Origin of the sequence: Pseudomonas sp. 3-2 (assembly GCF_019710535.1) — a bacterium.
In the GTDB taxonomy this organism is placed as follows: domain Bacteria; phylum Pseudomonadota; class Gammaproteobacteria; order Pseudomonadales; family Pseudomonadaceae; genus Aquipseudomonas; species Aquipseudomonas pharyngis.
Genome location: NZ_CP081200.1, coordinates 1,920,638 through 1,944,982, shown reverse-complemented (window position 1 = coordinate 1,944,982; position 24,345 = coordinate 1,920,638). Strand labels below are relative to the sequence as shown.

At 59.8% G+C, this 24,345-nt stretch carries 19 protein-coding genes and 4 tRNA genes; 8 read left to right on the top strand and 15 right to left on the bottom strand.

The features are described from left to right. The first annotated feature begins 44 nt into the window (after positions 1-44). Positions 45-2,129: a carboxy terminal-processing peptidase gene (locus K3819_RS08940; protein WP_166742345.1), complete on the top strand. Its 2,085-nt coding sequence runs from the start codon at positions 45-47 to the stop codon at positions 2,127-2,129. A gap of 133 nt (positions 2,130-2,262) precedes the next feature. Continuing rightward, entirely contained in the window at positions 2,263-4,053 is a 1,791-nt protein-coding gene (locus K3819_RS08935) for a bifunctional diguanylate cyclase/phosphodiesterase (protein ID WP_221399070.1), read from the top strand. A gap of 89 nt (positions 4,054-4,142) precedes the next feature. Here the strand turns inward: K3819_RS08935 and K3819_RS08930 are convergent, their stop codons facing one another. The 7 genes from K3819_RS08930 to K3819_RS08900 all read right to left on the bottom strand — a co-directional run bounded on the left by K3819_RS08930 (position 4,143) and on the right by K3819_RS08900 (position 12,245). After that, a complete protein-coding gene (locus K3819_RS08930) occupies positions 4,143-4,547 on the bottom strand; it encodes a hypothetical protein (protein WP_221399069.1) in 405 nt (134 codons plus the stop codon). A 6-nt stretch (positions 4,548-4,553) separates the two neighbouring features. After that, on the bottom strand, positions 4,554-9,311 hold the full coding sequence (locus tag K3819_RS08925) for an RHS repeat-associated core domain-containing protein (protein ID WP_221399068.1): 4,758 nt from the start codon (positions 9,309-9,311) through the stop codon (positions 4,554-4,556). 226 nt (positions 9,312-9,537) lie between these two features. Continuing rightward, entirely contained in the window at positions 9,538-9,945 is a 408-nt protein-coding gene (locus K3819_RS08920; RefSeq protein ID WP_039769853.1) for an SEL1-like repeat protein, read from the bottom strand. Next, positions 9,946-10,317, bottom strand: a complete 372-nt coding sequence (locus tag K3819_RS08915; RefSeq protein WP_003223109.1) for a hypothetical protein — start codon at positions 10,315-10,317, stop codon at positions 9,946-9,948. It lies immediately after the preceding gene. Continuing rightward, positions 10,314-10,655, bottom strand: coding sequence for a helix-turn-helix transcriptional regulator (locus K3819_RS08910; protein WP_221399067.1), 342 nt, complete (start codon positions 10,653-10,655; stop codon positions 10,314-10,316). Before K3819_RS08910 ends, K3819_RS08915 begins: the two co-directional genes overlap by 4 nt. 114 nt (positions 10,656-10,769) lie before the next feature. Next, positions 10,770-11,225 (bottom strand): YkvA family protein, encoded by a 456-nt coding sequence (locus K3819_RS08905; RefSeq protein ID WP_007950434.1) that lies wholly within the window; start codon positions 11,223-11,225, stop codon positions 10,770-10,772. Positions 11,226-11,522: 297 nt separating this feature from the next. Beyond that, complete coding sequence (locus K3819_RS08900) at positions 11,523-12,245, bottom strand: FKBP-type peptidyl-prolyl cis-trans isomerase (protein WP_039769851.1); 723 nt, start codon at positions 12,243-12,245, stop codon at positions 11,523-11,525. Positions 12,246-12,515: 270 nt separating this feature from the next. Between K3819_RS08900 and K3819_RS08895 the strand changes: the two genes are divergently transcribed. Then, positions 12,516-14,324 (top strand): di-heme-cytochrome C peroxidase, encoded by a 1,809-nt coding sequence (locus tag K3819_RS08895; RefSeq protein ID WP_221399066.1) that lies wholly within the window; start codon positions 12,516-12,518, stop codon positions 14,322-14,324. Between the two features lie 26 nt (positions 14,325-14,350). Continuing rightward, on the top strand, positions 14,351-15,487 hold the full coding sequence (locus K3819_RS08890; protein ID WP_221399669.1) for a catalase family protein: 1,137 nt from the start codon (positions 14,351-14,353) through the stop codon (positions 15,485-15,487). 144 nt (positions 15,488-15,631) lie between these two features. On the opposite strand, the gene K3819_RS08885 is transcribed toward K3819_RS08890, so the two are convergent. The 4 genes from K3819_RS08885 to K3819_RS08870 all read right to left on the bottom strand — a co-directional run bounded on the left by K3819_RS08885 (position 15,632) and on the right by K3819_RS08870 (position 16,165). Then, positions 15,632-15,708, bottom strand: a tRNA-Asp gene (locus K3819_RS08885). Positions 15,709-15,727: 19 nt separating this feature from the next. Then, positions 15,728-15,803, bottom strand: a tRNA-Val gene (locus tag K3819_RS08880). Between the two features lie 190 nt (positions 15,804-15,993). Further along, a tRNA-Asp gene (locus K3819_RS08875) sits at positions 15,994-16,070 on the bottom strand. Positions 16,071-16,089: 19 nt separating this feature from the next. Continuing rightward, a tRNA-Val gene (locus tag K3819_RS08870) sits at positions 16,090-16,165 on the bottom strand. Between the two features lie 159 nt (positions 16,166-16,324). On the opposite strand from K3819_RS08870, the gene rdgC reads away from it, so the two are divergent. From rdgC to sugE, 3 genes are all read left to right on the top strand, one after another. Continuing rightward, positions 16,325-17,245, top strand: a complete 921-nt coding sequence (gene rdgC, locus K3819_RS08865) for a recombination-associated protein RdgC (RefSeq protein WP_007950430.1) — start codon at positions 16,325-16,327, stop codon at positions 17,243-17,245. A 74-nt stretch (positions 17,246-17,319) separates the two neighbouring features. Then, the gene (locus K3819_RS08860; RefSeq protein ID WP_039769848.1) at positions 17,320-18,285 is read left to right on the top strand and encodes a bile acid:sodium symporter family protein; all 966 of its coding nucleotides are present in this window, start codon (positions 17,320-17,322) and stop codon (positions 18,283-18,285) included. A 118-nt stretch (positions 18,286-18,403) separates the two neighbouring features. Then, on the top strand, positions 18,404-18,718 hold the full coding sequence (sugE, locus tag K3819_RS08855; RefSeq protein ID WP_008077894.1) for a quaternary ammonium compound efflux SMR transporter SugE: 315 nt from the start codon (positions 18,404-18,406) through the stop codon (positions 18,716-18,718). A 122-nt stretch (positions 18,719-18,840) separates the two neighbouring features. Here the strand turns inward: sugE and K3819_RS08850 are convergent, their stop codons facing one another. The 4 genes from K3819_RS08850 to K3819_RS08835 all read right to left on the bottom strand — a co-directional run bounded on the left by K3819_RS08850 (position 18,841) and on the right by K3819_RS08835 (position 23,635). Further along, a complete protein-coding gene (locus tag K3819_RS08850) occupies positions 18,841-20,715 on the bottom strand; it encodes an MFS transporter (protein WP_221399065.1) in 1,875 nt (624 codons plus the stop codon). 110 nt (positions 20,716-20,825) lie between these two features. Continuing rightward, entirely contained in the window at positions 20,826-21,977 is a 1,152-nt protein-coding gene (locus tag K3819_RS08845; protein WP_221399064.1) for a TDT family transporter, read from the bottom strand. A gap of 105 nt (positions 21,978-22,082) precedes the next feature. After that, complete coding sequence (locus tag K3819_RS08840; RefSeq protein WP_221399063.1) at positions 22,083-22,394, bottom strand: cupin; 312 nt, start codon at positions 22,392-22,394, stop codon at positions 22,083-22,085. A 53-nt stretch (positions 22,395-22,447) separates the two neighbouring features. Then, positions 22,448-23,635: an MFS transporter gene (locus K3819_RS08835; protein ID WP_221399062.1), complete on the bottom strand. Its 1,188-nt coding sequence runs from the start codon at positions 23,633-23,635 to the stop codon at positions 22,448-22,450. Positions 23,636-23,726: 91 nt separating this feature from the next. Here K3819_RS08835 and K3819_RS08830 point away from each other — a divergent pair, with 91 nt between their 5' ends. Then, on the top strand, positions 23,727-24,269 hold the full coding sequence (locus K3819_RS08830; protein WP_221399061.1) for a TetR/AcrR family transcriptional regulator: 543 nt from the start codon (positions 23,727-23,729) through the stop codon (positions 24,267-24,269). Positions 24,270-24,345: the final 76 nt, after the last annotated feature.

Sequence of the window (24,345 nt, the reverse complement as noted above, 5' to 3'; positions counted from 1 at the left end):
GACGGCCTAATATGCGTTATCAATTGTCCCCGCGTCGAATCAGCATGAAGCATCTGCTCCCCAGCACCGCCCTCGCTCTTTTCATCGGTATCGGTCTGTTGCCGGTGTCGGGCACCACATTCGCAGCCAACAGCTGGGACAAGTTACAGCCTGATCGCGACGAAGTGATCGCCAGTCTGAACGTCGTCGAGTTGCTCAAGCGTCATCACTACAGCAAGCCGCCGCTCGACGATGCGCGCTCGGTGATCATCTACGACAGCTACATCAAGCTGCTCGACCCGTCGCGCAGCTATTTCATGGCCAGCGACATCGCCGAATTCGACAAGTGGAAGACCCAGTTCGACGACTTCCTCAAGAGCGGCGACCTCAACGCCGGGTTCACCATCTACAAGCGCTACCTGGACCGCGTGAAGGCGCGTCTGGACTTCGCCCTTGCCGAGCTGAACAAAGGCGTCGACAAGATGGACTTCACCACCAGGGAAACCTTGCTGATCGATCGCAAGGATGCTCCGTGGCTCAAGTCCACCGCCGAACTCGATGACCTGTGGCGCAAACGCGTCAAGGACGAAGTGCTGCGGCAGAAGATCGCCGGCAAAGAGCCGAAGCAGATCCAGGAAACCCTGACCAAGCGCTACAAGAATCAACTGGCGCGTCTGGACCAGACCCGCGCCGAAGACATCTTCCAGGCGTACATCAACACCTTCGCCATGTCTTACGATCCGCACACCAACTATCTGTCGCCGGATAACGCGGAGAACTTCGACATCAACATGAGCCTGTCCCTCGAGGGCATCGGCGCCGTGTTGCAGAGCGACAATGACCAGGTGAAAGTCGTGCGTCTGGTGCCGGCAGGCCCGGCCGACAAGACCAAGCAGGTTGCTCCGGCCGACAAGATCATCGGCGTTGCCCAGGGCAACAAAGAGATGGTTGACGTGGTCGGCTGGCGTCTGGACGAAGTGGTCAAGCTGATCCGTGGCCCGAAAGGCACCGTGGTGCGTCTGGAAGTCATCCCGGCCAGCAATGCGCCGAACGATCAGACCAGCAAGATCGTGCCGATCACCCGTGAAGCGGTGAAGCTCGAAGACCAGGCCGTGAAGAAGTCCGTGCTGAACCTGAAACAGGACGGCAAGGACTACAAGCTCGGCGTGATCGAGATTCCGGCGTTCTATCTCGACTTCAAGGCCTTCCGTGCCGGCGATCCGGACTACAAGAGCACCACCCGTGACGTCAAGAAGCTGCTGACCGAACTGCAGAAAGAGAAAGTCGACGGCGTGGTCATCGACCTGCGCAACAACGGCGGCGGTTCCCTGCAGGAAGCCACCGAGCTGACCAGCCTGTTCATCGACAAGGGCCCTACCGTGCTCGTGCGTAACGCCGATGGCCGGGTCGATGTACTTGAAGATGAAAACCCGGGCGCCTTCTACAAAGGCCCGATGGCGCTGCTGGTCAACCGCCTGTCCGCCTCGGCTTCGGAGATTTTCGCCGGCGCCATGCAGGACTATCACCGCGCGCTGATCATCGGGGGCCAGACCTTCGGCAAAGGCACCGTGCAGACCATCCAGCCGCTGAATCATGGCGAGCTGAAACTGACCCTGGCCAAGTTCTACCGGGTTTCCGGCCAGAGCACCCAGCATCAGGGCGTACTGCCGGACATCGATTACCCGTCGATCATCGACACCAAGGAAATCGGCGAAAGCGCCCTGCCGGAAGCCATGCCGTGGGACACCATCCGCGCAGCGATCAAACCGGCGAGCGATCCGTTCAAGCCGTACCTGGCCCAGCTCAAGTCCGAGCATGACAGCCGTTCCGCCAAGGACGCGGAGTTCGTGTTCATCCGCGACAAGCTGGCCCTGGCGCAGAAGCTGCTGGAAGAAAAAACCGTCAGCCTCAATGAAGCCGAACGCCGTGCCCAGCACGCCGACATCGACGCCAAGCAACTGGCGATGGAGAACATCCGTCGCAAGGCCAAAGGCGAAGAACCGCTCAAAGAGCTGAAGAAAGAAGACGACGACGCCCTGGCCGCCGCCGAGCCGGACAAGGTCAAACCGGAAGACGACGCCTACCTGAGCGAGACCGGGCGAGTGCTGCTGGATTACTTGAAGCTGAGCAACCAGGTCGCAAAGAAGTAAGGTGATGGCAATTTAATGCTGACGATCCCCGGATCGTCATCAAACAGTCATCATTCTGTCGTGCAATAAAGGACTGGGCGCTGTTCTCTTCATCGAGAACGCTCCCAGTCCTTTTTTATCGCCAGAGATTGCCATGACCACGACCGAACAGCTGAGTGCCTTGAGCTCGATCCTGACTCAAAGCGGATTACACAGCCTGTTCCAGCCGATCATTTGCCTCTCCGAACGGCGCATTCTCGGCTACGAAGCCCTGACCCGTGGCCCGTCCAACAGCCCGCTGCACTCCCCCATCGCCCTGTTCGCCGTGGCCCGTCAGGCCGGGCGCTTGAGCGAACTGGAAATCGCCTGCCGCCAGAGTGCCTGTCGTCGTTTCAACGAAAAGCAATTGCCGGGCAAGCTGTTTCTCAACGTCTCTCCGGAATCCTTGCTTGAAGCCGCGCACCAGCCGGGGCGCACGCTGCAGTTGCTTCAGGATTTTGGTATTCCGCCGAGCCAGGTGGTGATCGAACTCACCGAACAGACGCCGATCGATGATTTCCAGTTGCTGCAAACCGCACTGCATCACTATCGGGCGATGGGATTTTCAATTGCCCTCGATGATCTTGGGGCCGGTTATTCGAGCCTGCGCCTGTGGTCCGAGCTGCGGCCGGATTACGTGAAGATCGACCGGCACTTCATCGACGGCATTCATCAGGATGCGTTGAAGCGCGAGTTTGTCGGATCGATCCTGCAAATCGCCAAGGCCTCGCGAGCTCAAGTGATTGCCGAAGGCATCGAGTTGCCGGAAGAGTTGGCGGTGCTGACCGAGATGGGTGTGGATCTGGTGCAGGGCTACCTGCTGGGTCGCCCTCAGGAACACCCGCCGCGCGATGCCCGCGCCTTGATGCCCAAACACGATAGCAGCGCCGTTGCACTGAACGATGAAGGCAGCGATCTCAGCGCTCTGCTTAACGATCAACCGGCCGTGAATCGCGACACGCCGACTGCCACCGTACTGGAAGCCTTCCGCCGCCAGGCCAACCTGAACTCGCTGGCGGTGCTCGACGAACAGGGTCAGCCGTGCGGCATCGTTCATCGTCACTCGTTATCCGATGCGCTGCTCAAACCGTTCGCCACCGACCTGTTCGCCCGCAAACCGATCAGCCGCCTGATGAACGACGACTTCCTCGCCGTGGAAATGAGCCAGTCGCTGCAACAGGTCAGCCGCCTGATCACCAGCCGCGCCCGGCAACGCATCGAAGAGGATTTCATCATCACCCTCAACGGCAGCTACCTGGGCCTGGGGCGGGTGATTGATGTGCTCAAACTGATTACCGAACTGAAAATCCAGCAGGCCCGCTATGCCAACCCGCTGACCTTGCTGCCGGGAAATGTGCCGATTCAGCAATGTTTGACGAGGTTGCTGCAACAGGGGCGCGAGTCGGTTATCTGCTATGTCGACATCGACAGCTTCAAACCCTTTAACGATATCTACGGGTATGGACGTGGGGATGAAGTGCTGCTGTGTCTGGCGCAATGCCTCAACGAACGCGTCGACCCGTCCCGCGATTTCGTCGGGCATATCGGAGGGGATGATTTCCTGTTGGTGCTCGGCCCGGAAGATTGGCGCAAACGGCTCAACCAGTTGCTGGATGATTTCCAGAGCCAATGCCGGCGCTTCTACCGACCTGAGCACCTTGAAGCCGGGTGTTTTGTTGCGCCGAATCGCCAGGGTATTCGTCAGGAGTTTCCGTTGCTGTCACTCTCCATTGGCGTGGTGCATCTGCATCCTGAAGCGTGTGCGCAACTGGATGCGAGCCAGTTGGCGGAGATGGCTTCGCAGGCGAAGCATCATGCGAAGAATGTTCCGGGGTATAGCGTGCATTTGATTGATAGCCTGTTCGCGCAGGCACCTGCAGAAGCACTTACACTTGGACATCGGTGATTCGACTTAACCGAATCTCATGCAACCAGAAACCTCACCTTATGAATGCCCTCAAAACTTACATCGCAGCGAGCACCAAGTCGCGCCTATCAAGTTGATGATTCTTCTCTGGCCTTCTGGAAGTCCCTTTCCCATTCAACGGTAATAATTCGAAAAATATCCTCAAAAAATGCTCTAGGATTCTCCATCTCATCCCAACCGGCAGGAAATGATGAATAAGCCTCATGATCATATTCAAATAGGGTTCCAAAATCATATTGCCCCTCCCGTAAAGCCGCCTCCAAACATTTAAAAAGTAAATATTTCTGCTGATACGTGCGACTAACAGGTAAGCAATATTTCAATATCAAAACTTCTCTATCAGCAGGATCATTCGGATCATACTGCTCAAGCTCCTCTCCCAGCGTTTCCTCTCGATCATAAATATCAAACCCACACAAAAAATACGCAGGTGTCGGAACATATGGCTGCATTGTTTCTGGATCAATAAACATACACACCTACTTGATTGGAAAAAGTGTAAATGGCACATTCGTTACAGGGTCAAACTTCATTTCAAACCCTCCCATGTTACTAATAAGCTTTGGATTATTTTTTGACTTTGGATTAGGCACATATCCTTCCCCAGTACCAGCAAGCCTCATTCTTACTATTTTAGCTCCTTGAGCATCCGTTCCGGTGAAGCGAGGAAGCCCATTTTCAACTCGAGTTGTAGCCAGAACATATGCTTCAAGCATTATCTCCCAACTATAGAACCTTGAACTAGGATTGCCTTGACCTGCATACTTTCCCTTTCTCTGTTTTCCCGTTATTGGATCTGTCCCATCAATTGCCCTTTTTTGAAATTTTTTATCTGGCAACTCTGGTCCATGCTTTCCAACCATATGCATTCCCTGACTATCGTTGAGCCTCATAATTTCTTTTTTTGCAGCCTCCCTTGCATTTAAGGCTGAGACTGGAAGCTCAGGTTCCCCGACATCAACTTTTGCACCGGCTAGTCCGCCAACCACCGTACAACCCGAGCCGTTCGGCGGCGGGCAGTTAGATGTCAACCCCAACGGATCCACCCACCCCGTCGGATTCGGCACGTACCGGTACTGATTCAACCCACCCGCCAGCTTCACCGGATCCGGCGTCAGGTACCGTCCCACGTCCGGGTCGTAATACCGGTGCCGGTTGTAATGCAACCCGCTTTCGTCATCGAAGTACTGCCCCTGAAAGCGCAGCGGCTGGTTCAGGTAGTCCTCGGTCGCGAGTTCCAGCGAGGCGACCTTGCCGTAGGCGCTGTATTTGGCGGACCAGACGATCTCGCCGCTGTAATCCGTCAATTCCTGCGGGGTGCCGAGGTGGTCGAGTTGGTAGTAGAACGGGCAGGCGCGTTTCGGGCCTTTGCCGTCGAGCATGACCAATGGGCGGAAGGTGCCGGGTTCGTAGATGAAGCTGCGGTGTTGTTCTTTACTGCTTTCGGCGATCAGGTGGTCGCCTTGCCAGAAAAACTCGGTGGTCTGGCCATTGACGGTCTTGCGGATGCGCCGGCCGAAGGCGTCGTACTGGTAGCTGGCGCTGGTGCCGTCGGGACGGGTCAGGCCGATCAGGCGGTGCTGGCTGTCGTAGCGGTATGCAGTGACAAGTTGTTGCGCGCGGCCGCGGCGTTCGCGGATCAGGTTGCCGAAGGCGTCGTAGTCGTAATGGCGGTCGCCCTGGATCAACAGGCGATTGCCTTTGATCTGTGTCGGGCCCGGGCGGTCCTGCAGCAGCAGGTTGCCGGCCGGGTCGTGGGCGAAGTTTTCCGGCAGGTCGTCGCGGGTGTGGCGCACGCTGGCCAGACGGTCGAGGGCGTCGTAGTAATAGCTACGTTGACCGTGACGGCTGTCGGCGATAGATGCGAGGTTGCCATTGACCGCGTAACTGTAGTGGCGCAGGTACAGCGCGCGGTCATGTTGATGAACAGAATGAACCCGCAACCGGCCCTGTTCGTCGTAGGCATATTCGCTGAGCAGCAGGCCTTGCTGGCGTTGCTGTTCACGACCGTTCTGGTAGACGTGGCGGGTGAGCAAGGCGCCGTTGAGGTCAATCGCGGTCAGCGCGCCGCCCTTGGCGTAGTGGTAGTCGAGCTTGCTGTTGTCCGGCAGACGCATGCGAGTGAGCTGGCCGCAGGCGTCGTAGGTGTAACGCAAGGTGCCCCAGCCCTGATGCTCGCGCACCAGCCGGTCCTGCAGGTCGTATTCGAAGGCCAGCGGGTGATCCTGGCCGTCATCCACGCCGACCAGTCGACCGAGGCGGTCATAGCGGTAGCTGACCTCGACCCCGTCCGGCAGGGTCTTGAGCAGCAATCGCCCGGCGCTGTCACGCTGGTAAGTGGTGACCAGCGTCGAGCCGTCGTCGCCGAACTCGGTCTTTTCCAGCAGGTGGCCGTTGCGGTCGTAGGCATACGCCGTACGCCGGCCATCGAAGCCGGTTTCCTGTCGGATCAGTCCGGTGGGCGTGTAGTCCAGCCGATACTTTTCGCCCGACTCGTTCTCGATTTCCGTCAGCAGCAGCTGCGCATGGTCGTAGCGGTATTGCAGTCGCGTGCCGTCGGGGTTGATCCGCCGGCTGACCAAATGCAGGTCATCGTCATATTCGTAGCGGGTGATGCGCCCCAGCTCATCGCGTTCGGCGGTGATCTGGCCGTAGGCGCTGTAGGACCAGGCGCGGGTGGCACCATTCGGCGAGGTGGTCTGGATCAGCCGGCCAACGGCGTCCCAGGCATGACGGGTGACCGCGCCATGTTCGTCCTGCGCCGTAATCCGCCGCCCCAAGGCATCGTAGGAAAACTTGCGAACCCCACCGTCCGGCAGACTCTCCTCGACCAACTGGCCCAGGTCGTTCCACATGAACACATGGCGACCACTGTCCGGATAACGGACCGACAGCAACCGCCCCTGCGGGTCGTAGTGGTAATGGGTGACGTGGCCATCCGGGTCGACCGCTTCGGTGATATCACCCTGGGCATTGCGCCGGTACGTCCACACCGCATCGCCACGCGAACGGCTGTGCAGGAAACCGTTGCGGTATTCGTAGGACGTCGGCGCATCGTCCGGCGGAATCAGCGCGATCAGCCGTCCGGCATCGTCGTAGCGGTACTCGGTGACCGCCCCCAGCGCATCCTGCTCGGCGACCAGCCGGCCCTGCGCGTCATAGGCCTTGAGCTGTTCGCCACCATCGGCGGCGACCTGACGCACCAGCCGCGCCGTATCGTCGTGGACGTAGGTTTCTTCAGTGCCGTCGACGTACTGCACCGTGACACTGCCGGCGTCATCCCAGACGTAACGCGTGTCCATCTGCGAAAACGACGCCCAGTGCCGCACGCAACGTGCCGCCTTGCCGGCACGCTCCCACGCCCAGTAAAAACTCGCACCGCCGGCCAGTTGCCGTTGCAGGATGACGTGCTGGTCGTCGTAGTCGTAACGCTCAGTCTCGCCGACGGCGTTCGACGCCTCGATCAATCGATGGCGGGCATCAAAGCGGTAGCTGGCCAGCGTTTGCTCGGTGCGCCAGACCGCATCGCGCCAAACCTGATAATCGACCGCAACCAGATGCGCTCGCTCATAGCGCAGCAACAAGGAACGGCCAGCCCCGTTGTCCAGGCGCTGAATCCGGTCGGAAAGATCCCGATGCACGGTCAGACGATTGCCATACGCATCGCTGACAGCCGTCAGACGCCCAACCCGAAAGTGATAAAACCGCGCCGCGTCCCCCGCCAGCGCAACGATCAACTCCTCCGGCTCATCCCCGAGAAAGATCGCCGCCCGCGACAAGCTGTTGTGAATGGCCGGCCGCTCGACATTCGGCAACGGAAACCGCGTGCGCCGGTTCTCATGGTCGACCCAGACCACCGAAGCGCCATCAATCTCCAGCCGATGCGCCAGCGAGTGACTCCAGCCAAACCCCAGCCCGACGTCGATCTCGGCCGCACTGCTGCGATACAAACGGCTGAACTCAAATGGCAACAACCCATCGAGCACACCGTCAGTCAGGGTCAGCAGTTCCTCACCGGTGACCATCGACACCGGGCAGCCATTGGTGCAGGTCCTCGGTGCACAATCGGCGCTGTCACCGTTGGGATTTTTCGCCTGATCCGGCGTGTCGTCGTGGTGCTCGTCTTTTTTCAGGGAAGCGTTGCGTCGTGCATCCCAGCGCAATTGCATGCGGCCCTTTTTCACCCCGGCGGCGATGCCCCGTGCGGCGACGGATTTGTACTGGTTCACGTAGCCGATGAAGGTGCTGACAATGCCGAACATCGCCTTCACCAGGCGCGTCACCGCCGACAGCAACTGAGCGCCACGCTCCGCCAGACGCAAGGTCAGATACGCAATCCCCGCCCCGGCACCGACAAAGGTCAGCACAACGCCGATCAACACATCGATCAGCAGTTGCACCACCACCATCGAGACGGCCTCGGCGATTTTTCCGGCGACTTCACTGGGTGGCAGCATTTCCAGCCAGAGGCTGGCGGTACGCAGCAACAGGCACAGCGCCGCCTCGTCACTGACCAGTAACTGAAGCTTCTCCATCATTTCAGGCGCTGTTTCTGCCAGCGCGATCAGCTCTGCGGCGCCACTACCCAACCGCTCGGCAAACTTTCCGGGTTCCTTGAGAATCTCCGACAGCAACCCGATGCTGTCCCACACCCCCTCGATCGCCGCCCAGCTCCCGGCCAGCATGCCATTCCCGGCTGCTGTGGCCACCGACTGCGACCATTGCGGCTTGAAGCCCTGCCATTCGCTGCGCAGCCAGCCATCCAGCTGCCGAGTCAGGCCATCGTAGGATTCGAAAAGCGCATCAACCTGCTGCTCGCTGGCCTCGCCGTGCACCACCACCCGATAAAACTTGCCCGCCTCACCGGTGAACTCCCCTTTGCCCTGAGCATCAAGGGTGACGGACTTGACTGCGCCGCCCTCCACCGCCACCACATCGACAACGATGCCGCCCAACGGAATGTCGTACGCCGACTCGAACTTGCTCTCGATCTCCATCGGCCCGCTTTCCGGGCATTGCACGACCGCAGAAGAGAAGCGGTTGTCGTCAATCGCGACTGCCGTACTGTGCTCGCCGAAACGGATGACCCGCTCCATCCCCATCAGCGACGGCAGATCGGCCGCATGACTGACGCCGTCTGCCGAGCGACTGAGCCAGTGCTTCAGCTGTTCGCGATAGAGATCGAGGGTGCGGGGAAAGCTGTCGAGTTCTTGCTCGATGCGGGTGACGGCATCCATCAGCGCATTCCCATGCGCATGGCGAAACGAAAAACCGGGTCAAACATGTGCGTTCCCTCGCGCAAAAATCAGGCGAGGGACTGTGCGGGGGATCAATCAGAAAAGAAGTCAGGCGAGTAGGCAGAGGATGTAGGAGAAGTCTGTAACTGATTTTTTATCGAATTGCAGACGCAAAAACGGGGCGGGAGGTTTCCCTCACGCCCCGTTCACGGAACAGGTGATTTGCTTATTGAGAAGCGTCTCGACCAGCCAGCTCTTTCAACTTGAGCTCCGCCAACGGATGCCCGGCCCTGGCGGCCATGGTCCACCAGCGAGCGGCTTCCGAAGGATCTGGCGCTTTGCTCGGTGTACCTGCAAGACTGATGACACCGACTTGATACGCCGCTTTGCCATCCCCGGCCAGCGCTGCCAGTCGCAACAACCGCACACCTTCTTCACGCGCGCCCAGGCCAACCCCGCGAAACGTCAGGATGTGCCCGTAAAAACTTTGCGCGCCGACATCGCCCAGGTTGGCCATGCGCGCAAACTGCCCTTCCAGCCAGCGCCAGCCGCGGGGCTGACGAACAAACCACGACCAGTGAAACAGCCTACGGGCCAGCCAGTAACTTGCCCGCGCCTTGAGTCGTAAAAACACTCAGGCCTCCGCCGATTCCGGGTACTCGTACTCAAACACCCGTACCACTTCCGAGGCATGCCAGGAGGCGGCGGCAACACCGTCGGACGGCCCGGAAAAACGCCCCAGGCGCTCGACACACTCAAAGAAACCGGTGCGTGGCAGGCGACTGGCACCCTGGCTGATCACCAGCGAACTGCGCAACGGTTGTTCGGCTTTCGCGTCCAGTGCGGCGAGATGCTCCAGTGCAGCAGTCAATGTCTGCATGGCCGGCGTGGGCAGTTGCAGACGTTCAAGCAAGGCTCGATAAGTCAAAAGATGGCGCTGCCTGCGCGCCTGATCCAGCTCCCCCAGCAATCCGTCCCAATGTTGACGACTGATGCGTACGCTCACGATTGTTCCCTCCACCCTGGCACCGTCAACTCCCAGGCCAGGCTGCGGCGAATCGCGGCGTCGGGCAGACGCTCGCCACTTTCAATCATGGCCAGGTAAGACGGGCTGATGCCTACCGTGCGGGCCAGCGCCTCGATGGCGATGCCCTTCCCTTCGCGCAAACTGCGTAACTGATCCAGACCTGGAAGAATCGGGTCCGGGGTTGCCGCAAACGGCGCTGGAGCCGGTTGCGACGGTGCTTCGTTGATGCCTGCTGCTTTCAGTAGAGCCTGATACTGAGCCCATGGCAGAACCGCATATTCGGGTTCGCCATCGCGTGCAATTATCTGAATATCCATGACTACCCCGTAGGACAACAACACTTAGCGAGTCGGCACTTTTCCCTAGAAGTGTAATCCTAACAGCGGCCAAGGTCGTGGGGGGTATCTATCTGTATAAGAGGCTGTCGTGATTCAGGACTTTTTCGGCCCCTGAAGCTGAAGTTGCTCGGGCGTATCGGGCAGACGCTCGACCACTCTGAGCTTTTCCGGCGCCTGGCGCTGACGCCACAGGCGGAAGGCGTTCAGTTCATCGTCGAGGGTTTTCATCAGCCAGGCGAGAACGGCGATGTCATCGAGCATGCCGAACATGGGAATGAAATCCGGGATCGCATCCACCGGGCTGAGGAAGTACATCAGACCGGCCACCACCGAAACGATCGCCTTGGCGCTGATCGCGCGGTATTCGCCGCGCCAGTACGCCAGGCACAGCGCCTGCAACAGACGCAAATCGTCCTTCAGCTTGCCGAGGCGATTGCCTTGGGCGGCGCCTTTGCTGGCCACGGCGAACAACAAGGTCGGCAAGCGGCCTCGAGCCAGCAGTCGTCCGGCCAAAGGCAGGAATCGGGCGAAATTCCACGGCGCTTTCATTTATTTCTCCCGTTGAAATGTTATCCACACAAATTGTGGATAACCTTGTGAACAGAGCTGCATTTCAGCGCTGAGAGCCCCGTTTCATAAGGGCTGCGCTCAGATCGGGCGTTTTTTACACACATAAAAAAACCCAATATTTCATTGACTTGGCGGCTCCGGGCGTCTAGCGCGAGCAACCTTAAAGTCTAGGACTGCCATGACCGGCATCGGTTCGGTCTGTTTACGCCGACCATCGTCCAGATGCAACAACGCCCCGCATAAGCGAGGCGTTGTTATTGAAACCGGTGCCGATGCTTATTGCTTGGCGGCAGCGGCGTCTTCTTTGGCTGGATCCTTGATACCCAACAGTTCCAGGTCGAAGACCAGAACCGAGTTGGCCGGGATTGCCGGGCTTGGCGATTGTGCGCCGTAAGCCAGATCGCTAGGGATGTACAGCTTGTACTTCTCGCCAACGTGCATCAGTTGCAGGCCTTCGACCCAACCCGGGATCACACCGCTGACCGGCAGATCGATCGGGCTGCCGCGCTCGACGGAGCTGTCGAATACGGTGCCGTTGGTCAGCTTGCCGGTGTAGTGAACGGTCACGACATCGGTAGGCTTGGGCTGTGGGCCGTCGGCTTTCTTGACCACTTCGTACTGCAAGCCGGAAGCGGTGGTGGTCACGCCAGCCTTCTTGCCGTTTTCTTCGAGGAATTTCTTGCCGGCGGCTGCCGACTCTTCGCTCATCTTGGCCATGCGCTCTTCGGCACGCTTTTGCAGCGCGGCGAAAGCTTCGACCAGCTCTTCATCTTTCAGCTTCTGTTCTTTCTTGCCAACGGCATCTTCGATGCCCTGGGCTACCGCTTTGGAGTCCAGATCATCCATGCCTTCCTGAGCAAGGCTCTTGCCCATGTTCAGGCCGATACCGTAGGAAGCTTTTTGCGCCGGGGTTTTCAGCTCTACGCTGGTCTGCGAATCACAACCCGCGAGTACCAGGCTAACCAGGGCAACCGCCGCCGCCAACCGATGCTGTTTCATGCTATTTCCTTGTTCATGCGCCGAAAGGGCAATCGAGTAAAGCCGCGAGCTTATCAGGCCGCCACGACCAATGGCTACCGGCATGAGAGCAGGAATCTTCCGATAAGTTCAGGGATTAAAACGCATTTGGCCAACGCCGTGATGAAGCTTCTGTCATCTGGCTCTGACGACAATTGATGTCACCTCCCACAACACTTGACGTAATGGCCACTTGCCGCACACCACCCGCCTCAGGCATAACAGCGCAACAAATCGACAAGGATGTTCATCTTGCGCCTCTTATACCGTGTGCTGACGCTGATCGTGGTGCTGCTGGGACTGGTTCTGGCGGTGGTTCTTTACTATGTCGCCAATCCGAGATTGCCCTTCCCGACGCCCGCGAAACAGGTGCATTACCTGGATCAGTGGACTGAGCAAGAGCGCCAGACCTACTACTTCACCCCGCAGGGGACGCAGGTCAAGGGCCTGCGCTATGAGTGGTTCCAGGCGCTGGAGCTGCCGTTCTCGCAGCAACGCTTCGCCTCCCCGGAATACCTCGCGCGCTTCGGCTTTCTGATCGATCCGCAGCAGAAAGCCACGCCGGACAACCCGGGCAATCTGCCGGTGGGTTTCGCCAGGCATCAGAATCCCGGCAGCTCCGAGCAATATCTCGACATCACCTGCGCGGCCTGCCACACCGGCGAATTGCACTTCAATGGCCAGGCAATACGCATTGACGGCGGCTCGGCCCAGCACGTGTTGCCTTCCAGCGTTCCTACGTTGCGCGGCGGAAGTTTCGGACAGGCATTGGTCGCCAGTCTCACCTCGACTTACTACAACCCGTGGAAATTCGAACGTTTCGCCCGCCACGTGCTGGGCGACGACTACGACGCGCGCCACAAACAACTGCGCAAAGACTTCAAAGGCTCACTGAACACGTTCATCAAAGTGGCCTGGAATGACACCCATCGCGGCCTCTACCCCACCGAAGAAGGCCCCGGCCGCACCGATGCCTTCGGGCGTATCGCCAACGCGACCTTCGGCGATGCGATCTCCCCGAGCAACTATCGCGTGGCCAACGCCCCGGTGGATTACCCGCAGCTATGGGACATGTGGACCTTCGACTGGGTGCAATGGAACGGCTCGGCGCAGCAACCGATGGCGCGCAATATCGGCGAGGCGCTGGGGGTCGGCGCCACCCTGAATTTCTTCGACGCCAACGGTCAGCCACTGCAGGGCGATGAGCGCTATGCCTCCAGCGTACGTGTGCGTGATCTGCAAAAGATCGAAGAAACCCTGCAAAAACTGCGACCGCCGGCCTGGCCTGAAGAGGTGCTCGGCGTCGTCGACAAACCCTTGGCGGTCAAGGGCCGAGCCCTGTTCGCCGAGAACTGCGCAGGGTGCCATGTGCCGCGCCAGACCCAGGAAGGCGAACGCTGGGTGCAGCACCTGCACATGCTACCGGTGGACGTCATCGGCACCGACCCGAATGCGGCCAACAACATTGCCAATCACCGCTTCAACCTGACCGCTCTGCAATGGAACCTGGCGGAGTTGCAACAAATGGACGTGAAGTTGCACCCCAAACCCAAGGAGCCGCTGGATCTCAGCCAGCTGTCGGTGGCCAAGGGACTGGCTTACGTCACCGCCTTCGTGGAGAACCGCGCGTACCGCGAAGCCGGCGTCACCGCCGCCGAGAAACCCCGGCTCGACGGCTTCGGTCTGCCGATCGGCGTTCGCGAAAAAGTCGCTTACAAGGCGCGTCCGCTTGCTGGTGTATGGGCCACGGCCCCGTTCCTGCACAACGGCTCGGTGCCGAGCCTTTATCAGTTGCTATCACCTCAGGACGAGCGCGCCACCACCTTCTATAAAGGCACCTTCGAATACGACCCGCGCCATCTGGGCTACCGCACCGAAGCCTTCACCAACGGCTTCCTGTTCGACACCCGCATCACCGGCAACCACAACAGCGGCCACGAATTTCGCGCTGGCGAGCGCGGCAACGGCGTCATCGGCCGACTGTTGCAGCCTGAAGAACGCTGGGCGTTGCTGGAATACCTGAAAGTGCTGGGCGGCCCGCTGGAGGCGCAACTGCCATGATCTTCAATTCCCTCAAAAGACCTTCGCTGCTCGCGCGTTTCTGGCTCTGGCTGGGACGGATACTGGGCAAAACCTTGCTGCTCCTGCTGGTGATCGGCCTGATCGGCTGGGCCCTGGCGACCGCCTGGTTCGCCTGGCAGCACCGGGGCCCGGTGTCGGCGCTGGAGCAGATTCCAGATGGCGAAGCCGCCATGACCCAGGACGTGATTCAGACCGCCGTGCGCATCGTCGACCAGCACCGCGAAAGCACCCGCTACCTGCGCGACGCCCATGCCAAGGCCCATGGCTGCGTTAAGGCCGACGTGCAGGTATTGCCGGATCTGGCGCAAGAGTTGCGCCAGGGCGTCTTCAGCGAACCGGGCAAGCTGTGGAAAGCGACGATGCGCCTGTCCAACGGCAACGCGTATCCGCAATTCGACAGCATCCGCGATGCCCGGGGCATGGCGCTCAAACTGCTCGATGTGCCGGGCAAGCAGTTGCTGGGTGACCGCCAGGGTCTGAATGAGCAGGACTTTGTGATGTTCAGTCACCCGAACTTCTTTGTCAGCGATGTCGCCGAGTACCGTCAGAATGTGGCGGCGCAGGCTGACGGCAAGAAGGTCATGGCGTTTTTTCCGGGGTGGGATCCGCGCCATTGGCAAATTCGGCACCTGTTCATTGCGCTGGCGACCCTTTCGCCACCACCAGAGAGCCCGACACGTACGACCTACTTTTCGGTCTCGCCCTACAAGTTCGGCGAGGCCAATGCCAAGTTCCGGGTGATGCCGGATCCGGAGCGCTGCCCCACATATACCTTGCCGAAACAGAACCGGGATCTGCCGAACTTCCTGCGCACCGCGTTGAATCAACAGCTGTCGACCGACCGGATACCGGCGTGTTTCGTGTTGCAGATCCAGCGCCAGGACGCGAACAAGTACATGCCGATCGAAGACACCAGCATCGAATGGCGCGAGCAGGACAGCCCATTCCAGACAGTGGCGAGGATCACCCTGCCCCCGCAGGACTTCGACACCCCGGCGTTGAACCTGCAATGCGACAACCTGTCGTTCAATCCCTGGTTCGGCATCGACGCTCATCGCCCGATTGGCGGGATCAACCGCCTGCGCAAAGCGGTGTATGAAGCGGTGAGTGATTACCGCCACAGCCGCAACTCGGCGCAATAGCAGCGCCAGAAACGAAAAAAGCGACCGGCAAAGGTCGCTTTCTCATGTTCAGGCCCGGCAAAGCCAAATCCCGGACAGCAAAAAGCCCGCACCAGGCGGGCTTTCTGTGGTGATCTGGCGTTCAGTGTTCCAGATAACCGAATATGGCGCAGCGGACGGGACTCGAACCCGCGACCCCCGGCGTGACAGGCCGGTATTCTAACCGACTGAACTACCGCTGCGCGAAACGCTTGAAACGAATGGTGGGTGATGACGGGATCGAACCGCCGACATTCTGCTTGTAAGGCAGACGCTCTCCCAGCTGAGCTAATCACCCTTCGCTTCGTTACGGGGCGCATTATGCCACAAGTTTTCGTAAAGTGTTGATTTAATTGAAGTTTTTTTCAAAAAAATCCGAAAACCGGTGAAACGATACATCCCGCATATACAACTCGAGGCAGAAAAAAACCCGCCTTGGCGGGTTTTTCCGTGGTGACCTGGCGTTCAGTGTTCCAGGTTACCGAATATGGCGCAGCGGACGGGACTCGAACCCGCGACCCCCGGCGTGACAGGCCGGTATTCTAACCGACTGAACTACCGCTGCGCTAAACACTTGAAACGAATGGTGGGTGATGACGGGATCGAACCGCCGACATTCTGCTTGTAAGGCAGACGCTCTCCCAGCTGAGCTAATCACCCTTCGCTTCGGTGTGGCGCGCATTCTACGGAGCGACCCAACCTCTGGCAAGCACTTTTTTAAATAATTTTCTCAGCCCTTCCAAAGGCTTAGAGAAGGGTTGGCCTATGACCCGGCGAAGACAATAATGCCCCCCTTTGTATAAAGGAGAGACTCACCCCATGTGGTTCAAGAACCTGCTTATCTATCGCCTGACCCAAGACCTGCCTGTCGATGCCGAGGCGCTGGAAACTGCACTGGCCACCAAACTGGCGCGTCCATGTGCAAGCCAGGAGTTGACCACCTACGGTTTCGTCGCGCCGTTCGGCAAGGGCGAAGATGCTCCACTGGTGCACGTCAGCGGTGACTTCCTGCTGATCTCCGCCCGTAAAGAAGAACGCATCCTGCCGGGCAGCGTCGTGCGTGACGCGGTCAAGGAGAAGGTCGAAGAGATCGAAGCCGAGCAGATGCGCAAGGTCTATAAGAAGGAACGCGATCAGATCAAGGATGAAATCATCCAGGCGTTCCTGCCGCGCGCGTTTATCCGCCGCTCGTCGACCTTCGCCGCCATCGCGCCGAAACAGGGCCTGATCCTGGTCAACTCGGCCAGCCCGAAACGCGCCGAAGACCTCCTCTCCACCCTGCGTGAGGTGATCGGCACCCTGCCGGTTCGTCCGCTGACAGTCAAAACCGCGCCGACCGCCGTGATGACCGAATGGGTCACCACCCAGCAAGCCGCCCCGGACTTCTTCGTCCTGGACGAGTGCGAACTGCGCGACACCCATGAAGACGGCGGCATCGTGCGTTGCAAGCGTCAGGACCTGACCAGCGAAGAAATCCAGCTGCACCTGAGCACCGGCAAGGTGGTGACTCAACTGTCGCTGGCATGGCAGGACAAACTGTCGTTCATGCTCGACGACAAGATGACCGTCAAGCGCCTGAAATTCGAAGATCTGTTGCAGGATCAGGCGGAACAGGACGGCGGCGACGAAGCCTTGGGCCAACTGGACGCCAGCTTCACCCTGATGATGCTGACGTTCGGCGACTTCCTGCCGGCGCTGGTTGAAGCGCTGGGCGGCGAAGAGACTCCGCAGGGCATCTAAGCCTCTGCGCAGTCTTTGGGTTATCTTCAAACGCCACCGCTTCGGTGGCGTTTTCACATAATAAGGAACAGGCCATGCGCGCACTGGCTGCACTGAGTCGTTTTGTTGGCAACACCTTCGCTTACTGGGTTCTGATTTTCGCGGTGATCGCGTTCTTGCAACCGGCCTGGTTCCTCGGCCTCAAAGGCGCGATCGTGCCGTTGCTCGGGCTGGTGATGTTCGGCATGGGCCTGACCCTCAAACTCGACGACTTCGCCGCCGTCGCCCGCCATCCGTGGCGTGTGGCACTGGGGGTGGTCGCGCACTTTGTGATCATGCCGGGGATGGCCTGGTTGCTGTGCCAGATCTTTCATCTGCCGCCGGAAATCGCCGTCGGCGTGATTCTGGTCGGTTGCTGCCCGAGTGGCACCTCCTCGAACGTCATGACCTGGCTGGCCCGTGGCGACCTGGCGCTGTCGGTGGCCATCGCCGCCGTCACCACCCTCCTCGCCCCGCTGCTGACGCCCGCGCTGATCTGGCTGTTGGCCTCGGCCTGGTTGCCGGTTTCGTTCATGGAATTGTTCTGGTCGATCCTGCAAGTGGTGCTGCTGCCGATCATTCTCGGCGTGGTGGCGCAACGTGTGCTTGGGGACAAGGTGCGCCACGCGGTGGAAGTGCTGCCGCTGGTATCGGTGGTCAGCATCGTGATCATCGTTGCCGCCGTGGTCGCCGCCAGCCAGGCGAAAATTGCCGAATCCGGTCTGCTGATCATGGCCGTGGTGATGTTGCACAACAGCTTCGGCTATTTGCTGGGGTATTTCACCGGACGCCTGTTCGGCCTGCCGCTGCCGCAGCGCAAGTCCCTGGCGCTGGAAGTCGGCATGCAGAACTCGGGGCTGGGTGCTGCGCTGGCCAGTGCGCACTTTTCGCCACTGGCGGCGGTGCCAAGTGCATTGTTCAGTGTGTGGCACAACATTTCCGGGGCGCTGCTGTCGACCTGGTTCCGGCGGATGAGCGAAAAAGAAGACCGTGAGACGTTGGCACAACAGACGGCCGACTGATTCCGGATCGCGGTGCGGCGCACATTTTTAGGTAGTATGTGCGCCACGCGGGGACGACCCTGCGGCTCAATCGAGTTTTCAATCTGGGGACGGCCCCGTCAATCGATGGAGGTCTTTCATGTCCTGGATCATTCTGTTTTTCGCCGGCCTGTTCGAAGTCGGCTGGGCCGTCGGCCTGAAATACACCGACGGCTTCAGCCGTCCGCTGCCCACCGCTCTCACCGTCGCCGCCATGGCGATCAGCCTTGGCCTGCTGGGTCTGGCGATGAAGGAATTGCCGCTGGGCACGGCCTATGCGATCTGGACTGGCGTCGGTGCCGTGGGCACGGTGATTGCCGGGATCATCCTGTTTGGCGAATCGATGGCGTTGATTCGCCTGGCCAGCGTTGCACTGATCATCACCGGATTGATCGGGCTCAAGGTCAGCGCTTAAGCGACTGGCCTCATCGCGGGCAAGCCCGCTCCAACAGGTTTTCGGTTGTGCACAAAGTCCATGTTCACTGGAGATCCTGTGGGAGCCGGGCTTGCCCGCGATGAGGCCAGCACAGCCAATGATTATCTGACTGGCCCGCGCAATTCCCCGACCAACGCCTGCAGTTCCGCTGGCTGCGCCGCTTCGACGGCGACCGGCGAACCCGCCACCAGCGTCACCCGCGACCACAAGCGCCGGAACACTCCCTTGTTCGGATCGCGACTGAAGAAACTCCCCCACAACCCCTGCAACGCCAGCGGAATCACCGGCACCGGCGTCTCCTCGAGAATCCGCGTCAGCCCGCCCTTGAACTCGTTGATCTCGCCATCAGCGGTCAACTTGCCTTCCGGGAAGATGCACACCAGCTCACCTTCCTTCAGATACTGGGCAATCCGGGTGAAGGCCTTTTCGTAGATCTGGATGTCTTCCTGGCGTCCGGCGATAGGAATGGTCCCCGCCGTGCGGAAGATGAAGTTCAGCACCGGCAGGTTGTAGATCTTGTAGTACATGACAAAGCGAATCGGCCGACGCACCGCGCCGCCAATCAGCAAGGCATCGACGAACGACACGTGGTTGCACACCAGCAACGCCGCGCCCTCATCCGGAATCGCTTCAAGGTTGCGATGCTCGACGCGGTACATGGAATGGCTGAGCAGCCAGATCATGAAACGCATGCTGAACTCGGGGACGATCTTGAAGATGTAGGCGTTGACGCCGATGTTCAGCAGCGACACCACCAGGAACAGCTGCGGAATCGACAGCTTCACCACGCTCAGCAACACGATGGTGACAATCGCCGAAATCACCATGAACAGCGCGTTGAGAATGTTGTTGGCGGCAATCACCCGCGCACGCTCGTTCTCGGCGGTGCGCGACTGGATCAGCGCGTACAGCGGCACGATGTAGAAACCGCCGAAGATCCCGAAGCCCAGCACATCGATCAACACCGCCCAGGCATGGCCGAAACTCAGCACTTCGGTCCAGCTATGACCGACAGCGCTTTCTGGAATTCCACCGGAATGCCACCACAGCAACAACCCGAAAACCGTCAGACCGAACGAACCAAACGGCACCAGGCCGATCTCGACTTTGCGTCCGGAAAGTTTCTCGCACAGCATCGAACCCAGCGCGATACCGACCGAAAACACCGTCAGAATCAGGGTGACCACGGTTTCGTCACCGTGCATCCATTCCTTGGCATAAGCCGGGATCTGCGTCAGATAAATCGCCCCGACGAACCAGAACCACGAGTTGCCGACAATCGAACGCGACACCGCAGGCGTCTGCCCCAGGCCGAGTTTCAGGGTCGCCCAGGACTGACTGAAGATGTTCCAGTTAAGGCGCATTTCCGGGGTCGCCGCTGCTGCGCGGGGAATGCTGCGACTGGCCAGATAACCCAGCACGGCGATACCGACAATCGCGGCGGATACCACCGGCGCGTAATTGGCCGACGACATCATCACCCCGGCGCCGATGGTCCCGGCCAGGATCGCCAGGAACGTGCCCATCTCCACCAGCCCGTTGCCACCGACCAGTTCATCGTCGCGCAAGGCCTGCGGCAGGATCGAATATTTCACCGGCCCGAACAGCGCCGAGTGCGTGCCCATGGCGAACAGCGCCACCAGCATCAGCGACAGGTGATCGAACAGAAAGCCGACGGATCCCACGGCCATGATGGCGATTTCTGCCAGTTTGATCAGACGGATCAACGCGTCCTTGGCGAATTTTTCCCCGAACTGCCCGGCCAGCGCCGAGAACAGAAAGAACGGCAGAATAAACAGCAGCGCACACAGGTTGACCCAGATCGAGCGATCACCCTCGATGGTCAGCCGATAGAGAATGGCGAGGATCAGCGACTGCTTGAACACGTTGTCATTGAACGCGCCCAGCGACTGAGTGATGAAGAACGGCAGGAAGCGCCGGGTACGCAGCAGGTTGAACTGTGAGGGGTGACTCATCTTCCGTGTGACCCTGTTGTTTTTGGAAAGAGAAGGTAGCGAGTGGCCTGGCTACGCTTATAAGAATCTCGAACCGCGATCCAGGCCACACATTACCTAATCTTTGCAGGTTATTTCTTCAAACCTGCAATGCACGGTGAAACAAACAGCTCACCGCGCCACGCGCCTTGCAGCGTGCGTTTACCGACGATCAGCCACATCACCGCCAGCAACGCCACCAGTACACAACCGGCCACGCTGAAGAAAGTCAGGTGCAAGGTGCTGCCCAGTTTCAGGGTTGCCAGCGAATAAACGCCCAACGGAAAGGTGAAACCCCACCAGCCAAGGTTGAACGGGATGCCATCACGCAGGTAACGCACGGTGATCAGCAGCGCCATCAGCATCCACCACAGACCGAAGCCCCACAGCGTGATCCCGGCGACCAGCCCCAGGCCCGACGCCATTTCGCCGATGCCTGGCAGGCCGTTCGCTGCGAAGATCGCCGGGGCGTCGCCACCCAGCAGCAACATGCCCAGGGCGCCGGTGCCGATTGGCCCTAGGGCCAGCCAGCTCGATGCCGCCATGTTTTCGTGGGGCAATTTGTGCAAGGCCATGCGCAACAACAGGATGGTCAGGATGCTGAACGCCACCGGCAGAGAAAAGGCCCAGAGCACGTAACTGGTCACCAGCACCACCAGTTGCGAGTGCGCATCCGCGAGATGCGGCGCCAGCAGTCCACCGCTGGCCGCCGCCACTTCCGCGGCCACCACCGGCAGCAGCCAGACGGCGGTCATCTGATCGATGCTGTGTTCCTGACGGGTAAACATCATGTAGGGAATCAGCACGCCGCAGGCCAGCGACATCGCCACGTCCAGCCACCACAACACTTCGGCCAGTTGAATGACCCCATCGCCCCAGCGCGGCAGACCGAGCAGCAGAAAGCCGTTGATGATGGTCGCCAGGCCCATGGGAATGGTGCCGAAAAACATCGAAACCGTGGAATGACCGAAGATCCGCCGCGCTTCGTCGAAGAAGAGGATCCAACGTGCAGCGTAGGCAGCGGTAAACAGCACGAACAACAGAATGTTGAACAGCCACAGCCCTTCGGCCACCGCGCGCAGGCCGGGAATGGACACCGGCAATTGCGCCAGCGCCAAGGCCAGCACGCCGGTGCCCATGGTGGCGGCGAACCAGTTCGGGGTGAATTGGCGGATCACTTCACGCGGATGCTGAAACTGGCTGAATGGCTTGATGCCGGGTTTGGCGCTGTTGGGGCACATCATCATGAACTCCTGTCCTCAGGTGAGGTTGAGCTCATGGTAGAACCGAATCGAATATCTATATAACGGGTAATATCTCTAACTGTTATCTATTTTGTAGATAACCAGTCAGGCACTGCCTTCGGTTTCGATCACCAGAATCCGCGCCGCACCCTGAGGATGAGCGACGTGTTCGGTGCCGATGGAGGCGTAGAAGATATCGCCAACGTCGAGCAAGGCCTGCTTCTCCTCACCTTCTTCGCGATAGTGCATGAGCACCTGACCGTCGAGCACGACAAACACTTCTTCGCCGTCATTGATGTGCCATTTGTAGGGCTGGTCGGTCCAGTGCAAACGCGTGGTGATGCCGTTCATGTTGGCGATGTCGAGCGCGCCCCAGGCGCGCTCGGCGGTGAAGGTCTTGCTGCGGATAATCTTCATGCGTCGATCCGTGAGAAGAATGGGCTGGCCAAGGCTAACCGAATCTGACGGGCTTATGGAGCGCTGCAGGCCTTCGCCGCTTGCGCCCGGAAACTCATCAGCAGCGCACCGACCGCCAGCACAATCAGCACCGCGCCATACACATCGGTGGTGGTCAGCAGGCCCACGCTGTGGGTGAAGTGTCCGGCCAACAACGCCGGCAGGCAGAACGCCAGGTAACTCAGCACATAAAACGCCGACATCAAACCGGCGCGCTCATGGGGCAATGCCAACGGCACCAGACTGCGCACCGCTCCGAGAAAACCGGAGCCAAAGCCACACCCGGCCACCAGTGTGCCGAAGAAGAACAGCGACAGACTGGCGCTGTGCACGCCCAACAGAATCAGCACGATGCCGGCCGGCAGCAGGCTCGCCCCGAGTTGCAGCGCCCGGGAGGCGGGACGATTGCGCAACGTGAAGATCATCAACGCACCGGTCACGGTCAACGCCGCCACAGTCGCGCCGCCGATCAGGTTGGAGGTGGAGCCAGTGGCCGTGCGCACCAGCGACGGTGCCAGCGAGGCATAAAAACCGCCGAGCGCCCAGGTCGCGGTATTCAGCGGCAGTACCCGCCAAAGCGTCGAACGCGCCTGCACCGGCACATGCAGGGTCGGCCGCAACGAGGCCCACGCCCCGGCCTGCGGCGAGACACTCTCCGGCAGGCGCCACACATAGATGCCTTGCAACACAAACAGCGCGAGCAGCAACCAATAGGTCAACTGCAACGGCGCCGGAGCGAACTCGGCCAGCAAGCCGCAGCCCATGCCACCCAACGCCATACCCAGCAACGGCGCAACGCTGTTGATCAACGGCCCTTGCTGACGGTCGGTGTCCAGCAGCGTCGCGCTCAACACGGCGGTGGCCATGCCGGTGGCGAAACCTTGCAGCACTCGCGCGCCGATCAGCCAGCCCACGCTGTCGGCGTAGATAAATAGCAACATCGCCAGCGCATTGAGCGTCACGGCGGTGAAGATCACCGGTTTGCGTCCCAGGTGATCAGACAGCGACCCGACCGTCAGCAACGCGGCCAGCAGACTGAGGGCATAGACGCCGAAAATCAGGGTCAGCACCGCTGCCGAAAAATGCAGCTGATCCTGATACAGGTGGTACAACGGCGTCGGCGCAGTGGAAGCGGCGAGAAAACTCAGTAAGGTGATCGCCAGAAACCACAGGCTGGAACGGTTGGAAGCAAGGCTGGTCATGGGCACACTCCGCAAAAGCTAATTTTTTGCTTTTGTGGAGTGTGCTCTTGGCTTTCGCTTAAAGCAAATTCTTTGTGTTAAGGTCTGCCGCATGGCTATTAAAGAAGGTTTACGCCCCGGCGGTCGCAGCGCCCGGGTGCAGGAGTCGATTCACTCGGCAGTCCGCGTGCTTCTGCAAGAACAGGAGCGCTCAACGGTGACCGTCCCGCAAATCGCGGCGCGCGCCGGGGTAACGCCATCAACCATTTATCGGCGCTGGGGCGATCTGGCGACCTTGCTGGCCGATGTTGCCCTCGCCCGCATGCGCCCCGACAGCGAGCCGGCTGAAACCGGCAGCCTGCGCAGCGACATCCGCGCGTGGGCCGAACAATACCTCGACGAAATGAGTTCGGAACCCGGGCGCAACATGATGCGCGACGTGCAGGCGAGCGCGACGCCGGGCTATTGCGTGACGATCATCGGGGCACAGTTGCAAACCATCATCGAGCGCCACCCCAAGGAACCGGCGCCGAGCGTGGATCGGCTGATCAATCTGGTGGTGTCCCCGGTGGTGTTCCGCATTCTGTTTTCGGCAGCGCCGCTGGAAGTCGGAGAACTGCACCGCTTGATCGACATCGCGCTGAAACCGGACTGACCGCAAAACCGGCCGGTTCTGTTCCTGCGACACCCCGCCGCGCCACGACCTTGGTCGACACTGACTAACTGCCGCG

Bases quoted from the DNA above. Each gene is read 5' to 3' on its own strand.
- K3819_RS08900 (WP_039769851.1), bottom strand. From the start codon at position 12,245: ATGAAACAGCATCGGTTGGCGGCGGCGGTTGCCCTGGTTAGCCTGGTA.
- K3819_RS08840 (WP_221399063.1), bottom strand. From the start codon at position 22,394: ATGAAGATTATCCGCAGCAAGACCTTCACCGCCGAGCGCGCCTGGGGC.
- K3819_RS08830 (WP_221399061.1), top strand. From the start codon at position 23,727: ATGGCTATTAAAGAAGGTTTACGCCCCGGCGGTCGCAGCGCCCGGGTG.
- K3819_RS08935 (WP_221399070.1), top strand. From the start codon at position 2,263: ATGACCACGACCGAACAGCTGAGTGCCTTGAGCTCGATCCTGACTCAA.
- K3819_RS08835 (WP_221399062.1), bottom strand. From the start codon at position 23,635: ATGACCAGCCTTGCTTCCAACCGTTCCAGCCTGTGGTTTCTGGCGATC.
- K3819_RS08925 (WP_221399068.1), bottom strand. From the start codon at position 9,311: ATGGATGCCGTCACCCGCATCGAGCAAGAACTCGACAGCTTTCCCCGC.
- K3819_RS08940 (WP_166742345.1), top strand. From the start codon at position 45: ATGAAGCATCTGCTCCCCAGCACCGCCCTCGCTCTTTTCATCGGTATC.
- K3819_RS08850 (WP_221399065.1), bottom strand. From the start codon at position 20,715: ATGAGTCACCCCTCACAGTTCAACCTGCTGCGTACCCGGCGCTTCCTG.
- K3819_RS08930 (WP_221399069.1), bottom strand. From the start codon at position 4,547: ATGTTTATTGATCCAGAAACAATGCAGCCATATGTTCCGACACCTGCG.
- K3819_RS08905 (WP_007950434.1), bottom strand. From the start codon at position 11,225: ATGAAAGCGCCGTGGAATTTCGCCCGATTCCTGCCTTTGGCCGGACGA.
- rdgC (WP_007950430.1), top strand. From the start codon at position 16,325: ATGTGGTTCAAGAACCTGCTTATCTATCGCCTGACCCAAGACCTGCCT.
- sugE (WP_008077894.1), top strand. From the start codon at position 18,404: ATGTCCTGGATCATTCTGTTTTTCGCCGGCCTGTTCGAAGTCGGCTGG.
- K3819_RS08910 (WP_221399067.1), bottom strand. From the start codon at position 10,655: ATGGATATTCAGATAATTGCACGCGATGGCGAACCCGAATATGCGGTT.
- K3819_RS08860 (WP_039769848.1), top strand. From the start codon at position 17,320: ATGCGCGCACTGGCTGCACTGAGTCGTTTTGTTGGCAACACCTTCGCT.
- K3819_RS08845 (WP_221399064.1), bottom strand. From the start codon at position 21,977: ATGATGTGCCCCAACAGCGCCAAACCCGGCATCAAGCCATTCAGCCAG.